Genomic DNA, 14,496 nt, shown 5'->3' on the forward strand with positions numbered 1-14,496 from the left:
AATATACCGCCAAACATGATCAGAACCCCTGTTCGCCCGCGGAGCGGCTTGTCCCGGAGGTAGCAGAGATGACCCACGACGGCGTCGGACTGCGCGCGGTGATGCGCTCGGTCGCGTTCCTCACCGCGGGCGCACTCGCGGTACCCGCCCTCGCCGCGTGCAGCGCGGACGAGGAGGTCGCCAAGCCCGTCGCCGCGCAGGACATCGCGCCCGCGACCCGCGACCGCATCGAGGACGGCGGCACCCTCCGCTGGGCGGTGGACGCCGTACCGCAGACCCTCAACACCTTCCAGGCGGACGCCGACGCCGGCACCTCCCGGATCGCCGGCGCCGTACTGCCGTCCCTGTACCGCCTCGACTCCAACGGCACCCCCCAGCTCAACCCCGACTACCTCGAATCGGCCAAGATCGTCGAGAGCGAGCCCAAGCAGGTCGTCCTCTACAAGCTCAACCAGCAGGCCGTCTGGAGCGACGGCCGCGAGATCGGCGCCGCCGACTTCGCCGCCCAGTGGCGCGCCCTGTCCGGCAAGGACAGCGCGTACTGGACGGCCCGCAACGCCGGCTACGACCGCATCGAGAAGATCGAGCAAGGCAAGAACAACCTGGAGGTCCGCGTCACCTTCAGCCGCCCCTACGCCGACTGGAAGTCGCTCTTCTCACCGCTGTACCCCAAGGACGTGATGGGCACCGCGGACGCCTTCAACGACGGGGCGCGCACCAAGCTCCAGGCCACCGCGGGCCCGTTCACCCTCCAGAAGATCGACCACAAGGACGGCCAGGTCCTCCTCACCCGCAACCCGCACTGGTGGGGCCGCCCCGCCAAGCTCTCCGAGATCGCGCTGGTCGCCGTCCCGCGCGACAAGCGGGCCGAGGCGCTCGCCGCCGACAAGGTCGACCTGGCCGAGATCGACCCCGAAGAGGCGGGCCGGATCACGCTCGCCGCCCGCGACAAGGGGACCGCCCCGTTGCAGGGACCGGGCTCCGAGCTCACGCCCGCGAAGGCGCTGCGTTCCTGGGCGGTCGCGCACGGCTCCGACGCGAAGGCCGCGTCCGACGAGATCAAGGCCCGCGAGGAGCAGCGCACGGCGGTCGCGACCTACGCCGGTCAGCAGACGGCCCTGCGCGACTTCGTGGTCCGCAAGTCCCTCGAGCCCGCCTACACCCAGCTGGCCCTGAACGGCTCCGAGGGCCCGCTCGCCGACGAGCGCGTCCGCCGCGCCGTCGCCCGCGCCATCAACCGCGACGAACTCGCCAAGATCGTCCTGGGCCCGCTGGGTCTGCCCGCCGTCCCGGTCGGCAGCCACCTCGCGCTCTCCGGCCAGCCGGCCTACGCCGACAACAGCGGCGCGCTCGGCGGTCAGGACACCAAGGAGGCGCAGGCGCTGCTGGCGGATGCCGGATGGGTGCCCGGGGGACCGGTGAGCGAGCAGCGGCAGAAGAAGGACAAGGACAAGGCGGCCGGGCCCGAGGGCAAGAAGGCGGACTCCGACGCCGACACGGACGACGGGACGTTCATCGTCGGCGAGGACGACAAGAACGGCGAGGCCGGCCGGGACAAGAAGGACCCGAAGGACCACGCCGAGAAGCAGGGGAATCACGGGAAGCAGCACGCGGACGACCAGGCCGACAAGGACCTCGACGGCAGGCAGTACGCCCCCAGGGACAACCGGCAGGGCGGGGCGCCCGGCGCCTACGCGCCCAAGGGCACGGCCGCCCCGGCGGGCGCCGCGGCCGGCGCGCTCGCCAAGGACGGCAAGGCGCTGACGCTGCGCTTCGTCCTGCCCTCGGGTTCCGGTTCGGAGTCGCTGCGCACGGTAGCCGACGAGATCTCACGGATGCTGGAGCGCATCGGCATCCGGACCGAGACGTCCAAGGTGCCGGACGACAGCTATTTCAAGGACCACATCGCCTCGGGCCAGTACGACCTGGCGCTGTACTCCTGGCCCGCCTCGGCCTTCCCCGCCACCGACGCCCGCCCGATCTACGCGAAGCCCGTCCCGGCGGCCGACGGCTCCCTCGCCGTCGAGCAGAACTACACCAGGGTCGGAACCGACCAGGTCGACCAGCTCTTCGACCAGGCCATCGCGACGCTGGACGAGGACGAGTCGCGTTCCCTGGTCCGCAAGGCCGACGCCCGGATCTGGGCCGCCGCCGGATCGATTCCCCTCTATCAGCGCCCCCAGCTCACGGCCACCCGCCTGAACCTCGCCAACGCCGGTTCCTTCGGATTCCAGACCCCTCTTTACGAGAACATGGGCTTCCTGAAGAAGGGCGCGCAGGGGGCTCAGCAGACGCCGGGGAGCCCAGGGAAGAAGTAAGAGCGCCAACGCTGCACGGCCGGACCCTGGAAAGGGTCCGGCCGCGTTCATCGTCCGCTCCTCATATGGGGAGCGGGATCAGCAGTAGCCGTTCTTGGCCGCGCGCTTGACGGTTCCAGCGGCCGGCTTCTCGGTGCACTTGACGGCACCCTCCGCCGTGACGTTCCAGCTACGAGCCTTTCCGTAGCCCACCTTCGACCAGCCGGTGCCATCCGAGGTGCAGGTCTTGGCCGTGTAGTAGCCGGACGCTTGCTTGACGCCGCTGAAGACGACGTAGACCCCGGGCTTGTTGAAGTTGAACCGGACCGACTCGCTTGTCTCCTTGGTCTTCTCTCCAGCCCTGGTGAGGGTTCCTGAGACGTGGGCGTCCATGCTGGAGATGACCCAACTCGCCGAGTAGCTGGCGCCGGAGGTCACCGAACGGCCCGAGCTGACCGTCCTGCGGTAGGTCGCCGACTTCGTGTAGGTGCCCGTGCCGTCCTGCGGAATGTTGATCTGCTTGGCGTGGGTGATGACCCACCCCGAGCTGAGGTCGTTCCACTTGGCGCTCTTGTACCCCGGCTCGCAGACGACCGGCCGCGCACTCGCCGCCGTCACCGGCCCGAGCACGATCGAAGCCGCCGCGATACCGGTGGCCGCGGCCACCGAGACGAGTCTCTTGTTCACAGATTGTTCCCCGTTTCCATCTAGTGCTGCCGACCTGTGTATGACAGCAGCACGGTGTTTTGCCCCGGACTGCTTGACGGGAGCGGATCAAATTATCAGCTTGTAATTTGTGCGACCAAAGGGATTTGAGGGAGATTTGAGGTGTGATGGTTCACTGATCGAGATCGCTGGCCAACCAACCGTGTCCAGGATTTGGCGCTCCCGTGCCACACCGCGCCATTGGCCGGCAGGCAACCGCGCTACAACGCGGTCGGGGGCCTCGCGAAAGCGGTGTCCGCCAGAGCCACGTACCATGGGGTAAGGCCGTGGCGTGTCCAGCCCGGCAGGGTCCGCGTAGCACTGACGTACGCGCAGGCCGTCCACTCACTCCGGGAGAAGCGCCTCAATATGGCCACGCGCCACGACATCCGCAACGTCGCCATCGTCGCCCACGTCGACCATGGCAAGACCACCCTGGTCGATGCCATGCTCAAGCAGGCCGGTGCCTTCGCCGCGCACGCCGCCGAGTCGCTTGACGACCGCATGATGGACTCGAACGACCTGGAGCGTGAGAAGGGCATCACGATCCTGGCCAAGAACACGGCCGTGAAGTACCACCCGAAGGATGGTGGTGAGGTCATCACCATCAACATCATCGACACCCCGGGCCACGCCGACTTCGGTGGCGAGGTCGAGCGCGGTCTGTCGATGGTGGACGCGGTCGTCCTCCTCGTGGACGCCTCCGAGGGTCCGCTGCCGCAGACCCGCTTCGTGCTGCGCAAGGCGCTGCAGGCCCGCCTGCCCGTCATCCTGTGCATCAACAAGACGGACCGTCCCGACTCGCGCATCGACGAGGTCGTGAACGAGGCGTACGACCTCTTCCTCGACCTGGACGCCGACGAGGACCAGATCGAGTTCCCGATCGTCTACGCGTGTGCGCGTGACGGCGTCGCCTCCCTGACCAAGCCGGAGAACGGCACGGTCCCGCAGGACAGCGACAACCTGGAGCCGTTCTTCACCACGATCCTGGAGTCCGTCCCGGCCCCGTCCTACGACGAGTCCGCCCCGCTCCAGGCGCACGTCACCAACCTGGACGCCGACAACTTCCTCGGCCGTATCGCGCTGCTCCGCGTCGAGCAGGGCGAGCTGCGCAAGGGCCAGACCGTCACGTGGATCAAGCGCGACGGCACGATGTCCAATGTGCGCATCACCGAGCTGCTGATGACCGAGGCGCTCACCCGCAAGCCGGCCGAGAAGGCGGGCCCGGGTGACATCTGCGCGGTCGCCGGTATCCCGGACATCATGATCGGCGAGACGCTTGCCGACCCCGAGAACCCGATCGCGCTGCCGCTGATCACGGTCGACGAGCCGGCCATCTCGATGACCATCGGCACGAACACCTCGCCGCTGGTCGGCCGCGGCGGCACCGGTAAGGGCGCCACCGCGAAGGCCGCCGTCAAGGACCGCAAGGTCACCGCCCGTCAGGTCAAGGACCGTCTGGACCGCGAGCTGGTCGGTAACGTCTCGCTGCGCGTGCTCGACACCGAGCGTCCCGACGCCTGGGAGGTCCAGGGCCGTGGTGAGCTCGCGCTCGCCATCCTGGTCGAGCAGATGCGCCGCGAGGGCTTCGAGCTGACCATCGGCAAGCCCCAGGTGGTCACCCAGATCATCGACGGCAAGGTGCACGAGCCGGTCGAGCGCATGACGATCGACGTGCCCGAGGAGCACATGGGCGCGGTCACGCAGCTCATGGGCGTCCGCAAGGGCCGTATGGACAACATGTCGAACCACGGCTCGGGCTGGGTCCGTCTGGAGTTCGTCGTTCCCTCCCGCGGTCTCATCGGCTTCCGTACCGAGTTCCTGACCGGTACGCGCGGCACGGGCATCGCCCACTCCATCCACGAGGGCCACGAGCCGTGGTTCGGCACCCTGACGACCCGGAACAACGGTTCGCTGGTCGCCGACCGCGCCGGTGCCGTCACCGCGTTCGCGATGACGAACCTCCAGGAGCGCGGTGTGCTGTTCACCGACCCCGGCACCGAGGTGTACGAGGGCATGATCGTCGGCGAGAACTCCCGCGCCGACGACATGGACGTGAACATCACCAAGGAGAAGAAGCTCACCAACATGCGCTCCGCCGCCGCCGACTCGTTCGAGGCGATCGTCCCGCCGCGCAAGCTCTCCCTGGAGCAGTCCCTGGAGTTCTGCCGCGACGACGAGTGCGTCGAGGTGACCCCGGAGGCCGTGCGCATCCGCAAGGTCGTCCTCGACCAGAAGGAGCGCGGTCGCAGCGCCAGCCGGGCCAAGCACGGCTGATCCACCGTCCGGTATCGGCCGGTCCACCCTCCAGTAGGGCTGGTCCCATCGGCCAACTGAGCCAGGGTGCCCCTGTCGTGGGGGCACCCTGGCTTTTTGCGCGGCGCTCTGGCGGTGCGGGTTGGTGACGACCTCGGAGACCAGCAACTCCACACTGCCAACGTCACACTCCAGATCCGTCCCTTCGACGGAGCAGTCGCGTTCGGTACGTCAGCCCCGGGACCGTCGTCACCGCGAGCCCGTCCGCGCTCGCGGCACTGTTGGACCGGGTCAAGTCCAGTCTTCGGTAAGGAAGTTGAGCCTGTCTTCGTAGGGTCGGGGCGCGAGACGGCCTCTCCTGCTCTGATGGGGAACCGCTGCGGTAGTTCACCCTGGCCAACTCTCACCACCCCGACGTCCTGGTCCCCCCATGCAAGGAGCGCGCCGGCATCCGCAGCGAGAAGGGCATCCGCTGGGGCGGACACCACCTCGCACGGGCGGCCCGACCGAGACACCCGACAATCACGCTCAGCCGGCGGGGACCGTCTCACGCAGGAAGCCGGTCAGCAGGTCCGTCACCGCGGCAGGCCGCTCGAGACTGGGGAGATGGCCGGCCCAGGGCAGTTCGAGGTGCCGGGTGTCGGCGAGCAGACTGGGCAGCTGGGCCGCGATCCGCCGGAAATCCGCCAGGTCGTGGCCGCCCGAAAGAGCGAGACAGGGTGCCTTGATCGCTGACAGGTCGATCTCCACCTTGTTCCGTCCGGCCCCCTCGGGGGCGGCCAGTTGCACTTCGAAGGCACGCCGTTGCATCCCGCGTACCTCCTCCCGGACCGCCTCGTCGGCTTCCGGCCCCAGCCAGGTGTCCACGTTCAGTTCCACGGCCCCCGCGACATCGCCCGCCTCGAGCAGCGCGTCCTCCCGCTCGCCGAACGCGCGCAGCTCATCAGTGGGTTCATGCTCCGGCAGCCCAGTGCACAACAGCGCCATGGCGGATACCCGGTCCGGACGCAGTGCGGCGATCTCCAGGGCAACACGTCCGCCATACGAGGAGGCGATCAGCGCCGCTTGCTCGATTCCGAGGGCGTCCAGCAGGTCCAGCACATCTTCTGCATCGTTGTGGCGCCGGTCCGGCAAGGGAGTCCCGCCGAAGCCTCGGAAATCGCAGCGCACCACCCGGTATCCGGCATCGACCAGGGCCGGCCACTGTGGATCCCACATCCTTCGGTCGCACACCGCGGAGTGCAGCAATACCAGTGCGGGACCGTCTCCGGTTGCGTCGTAAGCGAGAGTCATGCGGCAGACCCTAGGCGGCGAGTGATCGAAGTGCCCCTGCATTTCACCCCCGACCGCGTCGGCTCGCTCACGGGGCGACGCCCAACCCGGCGAACCTTCGCGGTCAGAGCACCGCAGAGTCCCCCACAAGCCGGATCCGTTGATGCCGCGACGCCGTTGGCGAATCCCGCCGGCGATGCGATGCCGGCGATCACCTCTGGCTGTCGGCCCCCGTCTTCCCGTAGCGGCGGAATGCGCTGGTTTCAAGGCTCCACGGGCCGAAGGGCACCGTGTCCCCGAAGATATAGGGGTCCTTGTCCAGGTAGCGGTCCTTGCACGGGGCGGAGTGCACCTCGATGGCGCCTGTGCGGGGATCGACGATCATGTAGTGCGGGATGCCCATGGCCGGATACTCGGCGAGTTTCTCGCTGTAGTCGTTGCTGGGGCTGGACGGGGAGACGATCTCGATGACCGCCAGTACCTGCGTGGCATCGACAGCAAGGCCCTCTTCGTCGAGTGCATCCTCGGGAATGACGACCGCGCCCGGGCGACGCATGCGGCCGATCGCCGGATGTTCGATCTCCGGGCCGTTCTCGCAGACGTAACCAGGATGGGTGGTGGGGAGCTGATCGTTGAGCTGGTTCCGGATCCGGCGCACGGTGCCCTCGTGGCGTTTCGAAGGGCTCATCATCGCGAGGAACGGCCCGGAGGGTCCGATTTCGACCTCCCATGATCCCTCAAGGTGCTCGGCGTACGCCGTGAGCTGCTCGGCGATCGCGCGCATCTTGGCGTAGTCCATGCCTTCAGGGTAGCGAGATCAATGCCCCGTCCGCCGTCTCTTGAGCTTGCGCTTTGAGCTGCGGTCGAGGCGACGGACCGAGGCGCGCCGACGGCCGTACTTGACAACCCGGAACAAGGCGGAAGCCGTCTGGCAAAGGGCTTGCATACGGCGTGCTGTCGGGCCGTTACGAAACCCGACTGCTGCCCCTTACCGTGCAGTGCCTGGAAACGATAGGGAAAACCCTTGAATCACAGGAGAATCGCCTCAGTGGGTGGCTGATTCGCACTACTCTGCTGACCAGATAGGTCGCTGTTCCGGCGCCACGACACTCCTTGCTCTGAAAGTCGTGCCGTGACGCGCGTACGCGCTTGATCGCCGAGCGACCTTGGCGTGGCGGCTCGTTGGCCGGGTGATGGGCGAATGCCCCGCGAGGTTCCGCAGTGCGTGAGCACGCCAATGGTGCCCCTGCATGGCGACCACGATAGCCGCAACTGCTTTTCCTGCCTCTTGCGTCCGGAATGCGGACACCTGCAACCGATAGATGTGTAACAAGTCCGTTTCGCAGGGATCTTTCGCCAAACCCTTTGTCCGGATTTTGGAAGAAGTAGGCGGCAGGTGTGATCGAACCGAGACCTTGTGAGTGTGGTCGGGGTCTGGCCCATGGCAGATAGTTAGGCGCGTAGAGCTCGGATCAACGGGTCATGCGCTTTCAGGTAGCGACGGCTCGCGAGCCCAGGGGGCACCAGCACTTTCTCCGTCCCACATGGCGGTGGAGTGTCCAGTGCCCTCTCTTGCGGTGAACCAATGGACTCATGAGGAGGAACCCATGCGCGGTGCCAAGAGCGCCAAGTGGGTCGCGATAGCGGCGGTTGTGGCGCTGGGAGCGACCGCCTGCGGTGGTGGGGGAGACAGCTCGGGCGGCAGCAGCTCGAAGGCGGTGGACCCCGCGGGTGTCTTCAGCTACCAGAGCAGCGAGCCTCAGCACCCGATCCAGCCGGCCAACGTCATGGAGACCGGCGGTGGCCACATCACCGACGCCCTCTTCAGCGGTCTCGCCGACTACAACCCGAAGACTGGTGCGCTGGAGAACCTCGTCGCCGAGTCCATCAAGCAGGACGACGCCAGCCACTACACCATCAAGATCAAGCAGGGCTGGACCTTCCACAACGGCGAGAAGGTCACCGCGCACTCCTTCGTCGACGCCTGGAACTGGGGCGCCGACGCGAAGAACGCGCAGCAGAACGCCTCCTGGTTCGCGGACATCAAGGGCTACACGGATGTCCACCCGGACAAGGGCGACCCGAAGACCGACAAGATGTCCGGTCTGACCGTGCCCGACGACTACACGATCAAGGTCGCGCTGGCCAACCCGGCGCCGTACTGGACCTACAAGCTGGGCTACAGCGCCTTCTACCCGCTGCCCAAGGTCTTCTACACGAACCCCAAGAAGTACGGCCAGGAGCCCATCGGCAACGGCCCGTACCAGTTCGTGAAGTGGAACCACAACCAGAACTTCCTGACGAAGACGTACGCCAATTACGCGGGCACGAAGCCCAAGAACGGCGGCATCAACTTCAAGTTCTACACGACCTCTGAGGCCGCCTACCAGGACGCCGTCTCCAACAACCTGGACGTGCTCGACCAGGTCGCTCCGAGCGACATGGCCAAGTACCACCAGGACCTGGGCAAGCGTGCCGTCGACTCCCCGCAGAACGCGATCCAGACCATCGCCGTCGCCGAGTACGCGTCGACGATCAAGGGCCTCAAGGACCGCGGGAAGTTCATCGAGGGCCTGTCCATGGCCATCGACCGCAAGACGATCACCGAGAAGGTGCTCGCCGGTTCGCGTACCCCCGCGACGGGCTTCGTGCCGCCCGCGGTCAAGGGCTACAACGCCGACGCCTGCGGTGAGGCCTGCACGTACAACCCGGCGAAGGCCAAGCAGCTGGTCCAGGAGGCGGGCGGCGCCAACGCGTCGATCACCGTCCTCTACAACGCCGACGGCGGCCACAAGGAATGGGTGACGGCCGTCTGCGCCAACATCACCCAGAACACCGGCGTCAAGTGCGAGGGCGACGCGAAGGCCGACTTCAAGACCGTCCTCGACGTCCGCACCAAGAAGAAGGTCCAGAGCCTCTACCGCTCCGGCTGGGTGCAGGACTACCCGCTGAACGCCAACTTCCTCAAGGACCTGTACGGCACCACGGCCGCGGGTAACGAGGGCGGCTACTCGAACAAGACGTTCGATGGGCTTGCGGCGAAGGCCGACAAGGCTGCCACGCTGGACGAGTCGGTGAAGCTGTACCAGGACGCCGAGAAGGCGCTCTACCAGGACATGCCCGCCATCCCGCTCTGGTACTACAAGACGAACGCCGGCTACTCGGCCAACGTCAAGGGCGTCAGCTACGACACCTTCGGCAAGCCGGTCTACGCCGACGTCGAGGTTTACAAGAAGTAAAGGCCGCAACGGTCGATACACCCAGGCGCCCGCATTTCGCTGCGGGCGCCCACCGTTCGCAACTGACGGCCGCCCCGCACCCCCACGAGGAACGCGGCAGGGGCGGCCGTCACAGCGGCTGACAATGGAGGCTCGATGGGGCGCTACGTCGCGAGGCGACTGCTCCAGATGATCCCGGTTTTCTTCGGGACCACTCTGCTCATCTTTCTGATGGTGTACTCACTGCCCGGTGACCCCGTCCGGGCCCTGTGGGGCGACAGACCTGCCGACCCGCAGGCGATGGCGCGCCTACGGCACGACTACTGGTTCGACCGACCGGTGCTCGAGCAGTACTGGCACTACATCAGCAACGTCTTTCGGGGAGACTTCGGCACCAGCTTTGTGACCGGCCGTAAGGTCCTGGACGTCATGTCCGAGGTCTTCCCGGTGACGATCCGACTGGCCCTGGTCGCCTTCACCATCGAAATCGTGGTCGGCATCGCCCTGGGTCTCCTGTCCGGTCTCAACCGCGGTCGGCTCGCCGACAAGTTCGTGCTCGCGGTCACGCTGCTGCTGACGTCCATCCCGATCTTCGTGCTCGGCTATGTCTTCCAGACCGTGTTCGGCAACCAGCTCGGCTGGGTGACCCCGACGGTCCAGGACTCCAACGACATCACGCAGCTGGTGCTGCCCGGTATCGTGCTGGGGTCCCTGTCCTTCGCGTACATCGCCAGGCTCAGCCGGACCTCGATCGCCGAGAACATCCGCGCCGACTACATCCGCACCGCCGTGGCCAAGGGACTTCCGCGCAGCCGTGTCATCGGCGTCCACCTGCTGCGCAACTCGCTGATCCCGGTCGTCACCTTCCTCGGTACCGACCTGGGCGCCCTGATGGGCGGCGCCATCGTCACCGAGGGCATCTTCAACGTGCACGGCATCGGCAACGAGCTGTACCGGTCGATCAACCAGTCGGACAACGCCACGGTGGTCGGCATTGTCACCGTGCTGGTGATCGTCTACCTGATCTCCAGCCTCGTCGTCGACCTGCTGTACGCCGTTCTGGACCCGAGGATCCGCTATGCCTGAGGCTCTCAAGACCAAGAGTGCGGAAGACGACGCCGTGGACACGGCTCCAGCCGCCACCCCGGGGCAGGACAAGCCGCGCAGCCTCTGGTCGGACGCCTGGGGCGACCTGCGCCGCAACCCCGTCTTCGTGACGTCGGCGGCGCTGATCGTGCTGCTGGTCGCCATCGCGGCGGCTCCCGGCCTGTTCACGTCCGTCGACCCCAAGTACGCCGACCTTGCCAACCACTACCTGGGCAAGCCGCAGTTCACCCACTTCTTCCAGGCGGACTGGTTCGGGTACGACGGCCAGGGCCGGAGCATCTACTCGCGAGTCGTCTACGGTGCCCGTGCCTCGATCATCGTCGGTATCTGCACGACGCTCGGTGTCGCCATCCTCGGTAGCCTCTTCGGCATGTTCGCGGGCTACTACGGCGGCTGGCTGGACTCGCTGCTGTCCCGGGTGACCGACGTGTTCTTCGGCATCCCGCTGCTGCTCGGCTCGATCGTCGTACTGAACGCCTTCACCCACCGCACCGTGTGGTCCGTGGTGCTCGCGCTCGTCTTCCTCGGCTGGACGCAGATCGCCCGCGTCATGCGCGGATCGGTGATCACGGTCAAGCAGCAGGACTTCGTGCAGGCCGCGCGAGCGCTCGGCGCCGGCACCTGGCGGATCCTGCTCCGGCACATCCTGCCGAACGCGATCGCCCCCGTGATTGTGGTCTCCACGATCTCGCTCGGCGGTTACATCGCGACCGAGGCGACCCTGTCCTTCCTCGGTATCGGTCTGCCGGACAGTGCCGTCTCCTGGGGCAATGACATCTCGTCGGGGCAGACGGTCATCCGTACCGCGCCGCACGTGCTGTTCTACCCCAGCGCCGTGCTGAGCCTCACCGTGCTCGCATTCATCATGCTCGGCGACGCGGTCCGCGACGCCCTCGACCCGAAGCTACGCTGAGGGAGGCGTACGTGACCATCATCGAAGACATCGCGCCAGTGCCCGCCCCGCGTGAAGGCGGCACCGACGACGGGCCGCTGCTCGAAGTGCGTGACCTGCACGTCGAGTTCCACACCCGCGAGGGCGTGGCCAAGGCGGTCAACGGCGTCAACTACAGCGTCAGCGCGGGCGAGACGCTCGCCGTGCTTGGCGAGTCCGGCTCCGGTAAGTCCGTGACCGCGCAGGCGATCATGGGCATCCTCGACATGCCGCCGGCGAGGATCCCACAGGGTGAGATCCTCTTCCGCGGCCAGGACATGCTCAAGATGTCCGGCGAGGAGCGCCGCAAGATCCGCGGTCGGAAGATCGCCATGATCTTCCAGGACGCGCTCAGCTCGCTCAACCCGGTCCTGTCCGTCGGCTACCAGCTCGGCGAGATGTTCCGGGTGCACCAGGGCCTCTCCAAGAAGGAGGCCAAGGCCAAGGCGATCGAGCTGATGGACCGGGTGAAGATCCCGGCCGCCGCGGCCCGCGTGAACGACTACCCGCACCAGTTCTCGGGCGGTATGCGCCAGCGCATCATGATCGCGATGGCGCTGGCCCTGGAGCCCGACCTGATCATCGCGGACGAGCCCACCACGGCGCTCGACGTGACGGTCCAGGCCCAGGTCATGGACCTGCTCGCGGATCTTCAGCGCGAGTACAACATGGGACTGATCCTGATCACCCACGACCTCGGCGTGGTCGCCGACGTCGCGGACAAGATCGCCGTGATGTACGCGGGCCGGATCGTGGAGCGTGCCCCGGTCCACGAGCTGTACAAGCGCCCCGCGCACCCGTACACGCGGGGTCTGCTGGACTCGATCCCGCGCCTGGACCAGAAGGGCCAGGAGCTGTACGCGATCAAGGGGCTGCCGCCCAACCTGCTGCGCATTCCGACCGGTTGCGCCTTCAACCCGCGCTGCCCCAAGGCCCAGGACATCTGCCGTACGGACGTCCCGGGGCTGCTCCCGGTCAGCGAGCAGGACGGCACCGAGCTGGTCGGCCGCGGTTCGGCCTGCCACTTCTGGAAGGAGACGATCCATGGCTGAGCTCAGCAAGAACGACGAGCAGGAGGCCACCCCGAACGTCTCCGACGTGGAGGTCGTCGACGCCCACTCCGAGACGGAGGCGGTCGCCGCGATCGAGGCACCGGTGGACCGTGGCGAACCGATCCTTCAGGTGCGCAACCTGGTGAAGCACTTCCCGCTCACCCAGGGCATCCTGTTCAAGCGGCACATCGGCGCGGTGAAGGCCGTCGACGGCGTCTCCTTCGATCTGCACCAGGGCGAGACGCTGGGCATCGTGGGCGAGTCGGGCTGCGGCAAGTCCACCGTGGCCAAGCTCCTGATGAACCTGGAGCGGGCCACCGCGGGCGAGATCTTCTACAAGGGCCAGGACATCACCAAGCTGTCCGGACGCGCCCTGAAGGCCGTGCGCCGCAACATCCAGATGGTCTTCCAGGACCCGTACACCTCGCTCAACCCCCGTATGACGGTGGGCGACATCATCGGTGAGCCCTTCGACATCCACCCCGAGGTGGCTCCGAAGGGCGACCGGCGGCGCAAGGTCCAGGAACTGCTGGACGTGGTCGGCCTCAACCCCGAGTACATCAACCGCTACCCGCACCAGTTCTCCGGCGGTCAGCGTCAGCGCATCGGCATCGCCCGTGGTCTCGCGCTCAACCCCGAGATCATCATCTGCGACGAGCCGGTGTCGGCGCTGGACGTGTCGGTGCAGGCGCAGGTCATCAACCTGATGGAGCGGCTCCAGGACGAGTTCAACCTGTCCTACCTCTTCATCGCGCACGACCTGTCGATCGTCCGGCACATCTCGGACCGGGTCGGCGTCATGTACCTCGGCAAGATGGCGGAGATCGGCAGCGACGAGCAGATCTACGACCACCCGACGCACCCCTACACCCAGGCGCTGCTGTCGGCCGTCCCGGTGCCGGACCCGGAGGCCCGTGAGCACCGCGAGCGGATCATCCTGACCGGTGACGTGCCGTCCCCGGCCAACCCGCCGTCGGGCTGCAGCTTCCGCACCCGCTGCTGGAAGGCCCAGGACAAGTGCTCCGTGGAGACCCCGATCCTCGCGGTACCCGAGGTGTTCATGGGCGTGGACTCGCCTGCGGCCCATGAGTCGGCGTGCCACTTCGCCGAGGAGAAGGACGTCGTGCACGCGGCCTGAGCGCCCCTCGTCCCGTGATCGACCGGCCGGTTCCCGGCACCGCCACCGCGGTGCCGGGAACCGTCTTTTCCGGGTGAGGGAGGATCGGGCGGGGAAAGATCGGGCGAGGGCCGGGTGGGGGAAGGCGCTGCATCACGTCGAACTGTGGGTGCCGGACCTGGAGCGCGCTGTCCGCTCCCGGGGATGGCTGCTGGAGCGCCTGGGCTGTGAGCCGTACCAGGAGTGGCCGCACGGCCGCAGCCGGCGCCGGGGCGAGACCTACCTCGTCGTCGAGCAGTCGCCCGTGCTGAAGACGGACTCCCACGACCGCCTACGCCCCGGCCTGAACCACCTCGCCTTCCACGTGCCGGACAGGCCCTGGACCGACTCGTGGCCGAGGCACCCCACCACGGCTGGTCCCCCCTCTTCCCGGTCCGCTATCCGCACGCGGGCGGCCTGGAGCACTGCGCCGCGTATCTGGAGGACGCGGACGGCTGAGAGGTGGAGTTGGTGGCGCGCGCCTGACGCATGTCGTGCCTGA

At 67.3% G+C, this 14,496-nt stretch carries 10 protein-coding genes and 1 pseudogene; 8 read left to right on the forward strand and 3 right to left on the reverse strand.

All coding sequences use genetic code 11. The features are described from left to right. The first annotated feature begins 68 nt into the window (after positions 1-68). A complete protein-coding gene (locus ACFZDJ_RS15520) occupies positions 69-2,318 on the forward strand; it encodes an ABC transporter substrate-binding protein (protein ID WP_391059461.1) in 2,250 nt (749 codons plus the stop codon). A gap of 78 nt (positions 2,319-2,396) precedes the next feature. Here the strand turns inward: ACFZDJ_RS15520 and ACFZDJ_RS15525 are convergent, their stop codons facing one another. Then, positions 2,397-2,984 carry a hypothetical protein gene (locus ACFZDJ_RS15525; RefSeq protein WP_384912591.1) on the reverse strand — a complete coding sequence of 196 codons (588 nt, stop codon included), beginning with the start codon at positions 2,982-2,984 and terminating at the stop codon, positions 2,397-2,399. Between the two features lie 387 nt (positions 2,985-3,371). Here ACFZDJ_RS15525 and typA point away from each other — a divergent pair, with 387 nt between their 5' ends. Then, on the forward strand, positions 3,372-5,279 hold the full coding sequence (gene typA, locus ACFZDJ_RS15530; protein WP_329364706.1) for a translational GTPase TypA: 1,908 nt from the start codon (positions 3,372-3,374) through the stop codon (positions 5,277-5,279). 507 nt (positions 5,280-5,786) lie between these two features. Here typA and ACFZDJ_RS15535 read toward each other — a convergent pair. Both ACFZDJ_RS15535 and ACFZDJ_RS15540 read right to left on the reverse strand, forming a co-directional pair. Then, positions 5,787-6,551 carry an alpha/beta fold hydrolase gene (locus ACFZDJ_RS15535; RefSeq protein WP_391059834.1) on the reverse strand — a complete coding sequence of 255 codons (765 nt, stop codon included), beginning with the start codon at positions 6,549-6,551 and terminating at the stop codon, positions 5,787-5,789. A 190-nt stretch (positions 6,552-6,741) separates the two neighbouring features. Further along, positions 6,742-7,329: a Uma2 family endonuclease gene (locus ACFZDJ_RS15540; protein ID WP_391059465.1), complete on the reverse strand. Its 588-nt coding sequence runs from the start codon at positions 7,327-7,329 to the stop codon at positions 6,742-6,744. An 808-nt stretch (positions 7,330-8,137) separates the two neighbouring features. Between ACFZDJ_RS15540 and ACFZDJ_RS15545 the strand changes: the two genes are divergently transcribed. The 6 genes and pseudogenes from ACFZDJ_RS15545 to ACFZDJ_RS15570 all read left to right on the forward strand — a co-directional run bounded on the left by ACFZDJ_RS15545 (position 8,138) and on the right by ACFZDJ_RS15570 (position 14,453). Next, positions 8,138-9,769: an ABC transporter substrate-binding protein gene (locus ACFZDJ_RS15545; protein ID WP_390932381.1), complete on the forward strand. Its 1,632-nt coding sequence runs from the start codon at positions 8,138-8,140 to the stop codon at positions 9,767-9,769. A gap of 135 nt (positions 9,770-9,904) precedes the next feature. Beyond that, positions 9,905-10,834 carry an ABC transporter permease gene (locus ACFZDJ_RS15550; protein WP_384911690.1) on the forward strand — a complete coding sequence of 310 codons (930 nt, stop codon included), beginning with the start codon at positions 9,905-9,907 and terminating at the stop codon, positions 10,832-10,834. Further along, the gene (locus ACFZDJ_RS15555) at positions 10,827-11,768 is read left to right on the forward strand and encodes an ABC transporter permease (RefSeq protein ID WP_384911687.1); all 942 of its coding nucleotides are present in this window, start codon (positions 10,827-10,829) and stop codon (positions 11,766-11,768) included. Before ACFZDJ_RS15550 ends, ACFZDJ_RS15555 begins: the two co-directional genes overlap by 8 nt. Positions 11,769-11,779: 11 nt before the next feature. Next, positions 11,780-12,838 carry an oligopeptide/dipeptide ABC transporter ATP-binding protein gene (locus ACFZDJ_RS15560; RefSeq protein WP_390932378.1) on the forward strand — a complete coding sequence of 353 codons (1,059 nt, stop codon included), beginning with the start codon at positions 11,780-11,782 and terminating at the stop codon, positions 12,836-12,838. Continuing rightward, positions 12,831-13,976 (forward strand): ABC transporter ATP-binding protein, encoded by a 1,146-nt coding sequence (locus tag ACFZDJ_RS15565; protein ID WP_382182884.1) that lies wholly within the window; start codon positions 12,831-12,833, stop codon positions 13,974-13,976. The genes ACFZDJ_RS15560 and ACFZDJ_RS15565 overlap by 8 nt, the downstream gene beginning before the upstream one ends. Positions 13,977-14,103: 127 nt before the next feature. Next, a pseudogene (locus ACFZDJ_RS15570) lies at positions 14,104-14,453 on the forward strand (VOC family protein). Positions 14,454-14,496 lie beyond the last annotated feature (43 nt).

The organism is Streptomyces sp. NPDC007896 (genome assembly GCF_042959425.1).
GTDB lineage: Bacteria > Actinomycetota > Actinomycetes > Streptomycetales > Streptomycetaceae > Streptomyces.

Excerpts from the sequence above, each read along its gene's own strand:
- ACFZDJ_RS15520 (WP_391059461.1), top strand. The coding sequence starts at position 69 with ATGACCCACGACGGCGTCGGACTGCGCGCGGTGATGCGCTCGGTCGCG.
- typA (WP_329364706.1), top strand. The coding sequence starts at position 3,372 with ATGGCCACGCGCCACGACATCCGCAACGTCGCCATCGTCGCCCACGTC.
- ACFZDJ_RS15535 (WP_391059834.1), bottom strand. The coding sequence starts at position 6,551 with ATGACTCTCGCTTACGACGCAACCGGAGACGGTCCCGCACTGGTATTG.
- ACFZDJ_RS15540 (WP_391059465.1), bottom strand. The coding sequence starts at position 7,329 with ATGGACTACGCCAAGATGCGCGCGATCGCCGAGCAGCTCACGGCGTAC.
- ACFZDJ_RS15545 (WP_390932381.1), top strand. The coding sequence starts at position 8,138 with ATGCGCGGTGCCAAGAGCGCCAAGTGGGTCGCGATAGCGGCGGTTGTG.
- ACFZDJ_RS15550 (WP_384911690.1), top strand. The coding sequence starts at position 9,905 with ATGGGGCGCTACGTCGCGAGGCGACTGCTCCAGATGATCCCGGTTTTC.
- ACFZDJ_RS15555 (WP_384911687.1), top strand. The coding sequence starts at position 10,827 with ATGCCTGAGGCTCTCAAGACCAAGAGTGCGGAAGACGACGCCGTGGAC.
- ACFZDJ_RS15565 (WP_382182884.1), top strand. The coding sequence starts at position 12,831 with ATGGCTGAGCTCAGCAAGAACGACGAGCAGGAGGCCACCCCGAACGTC.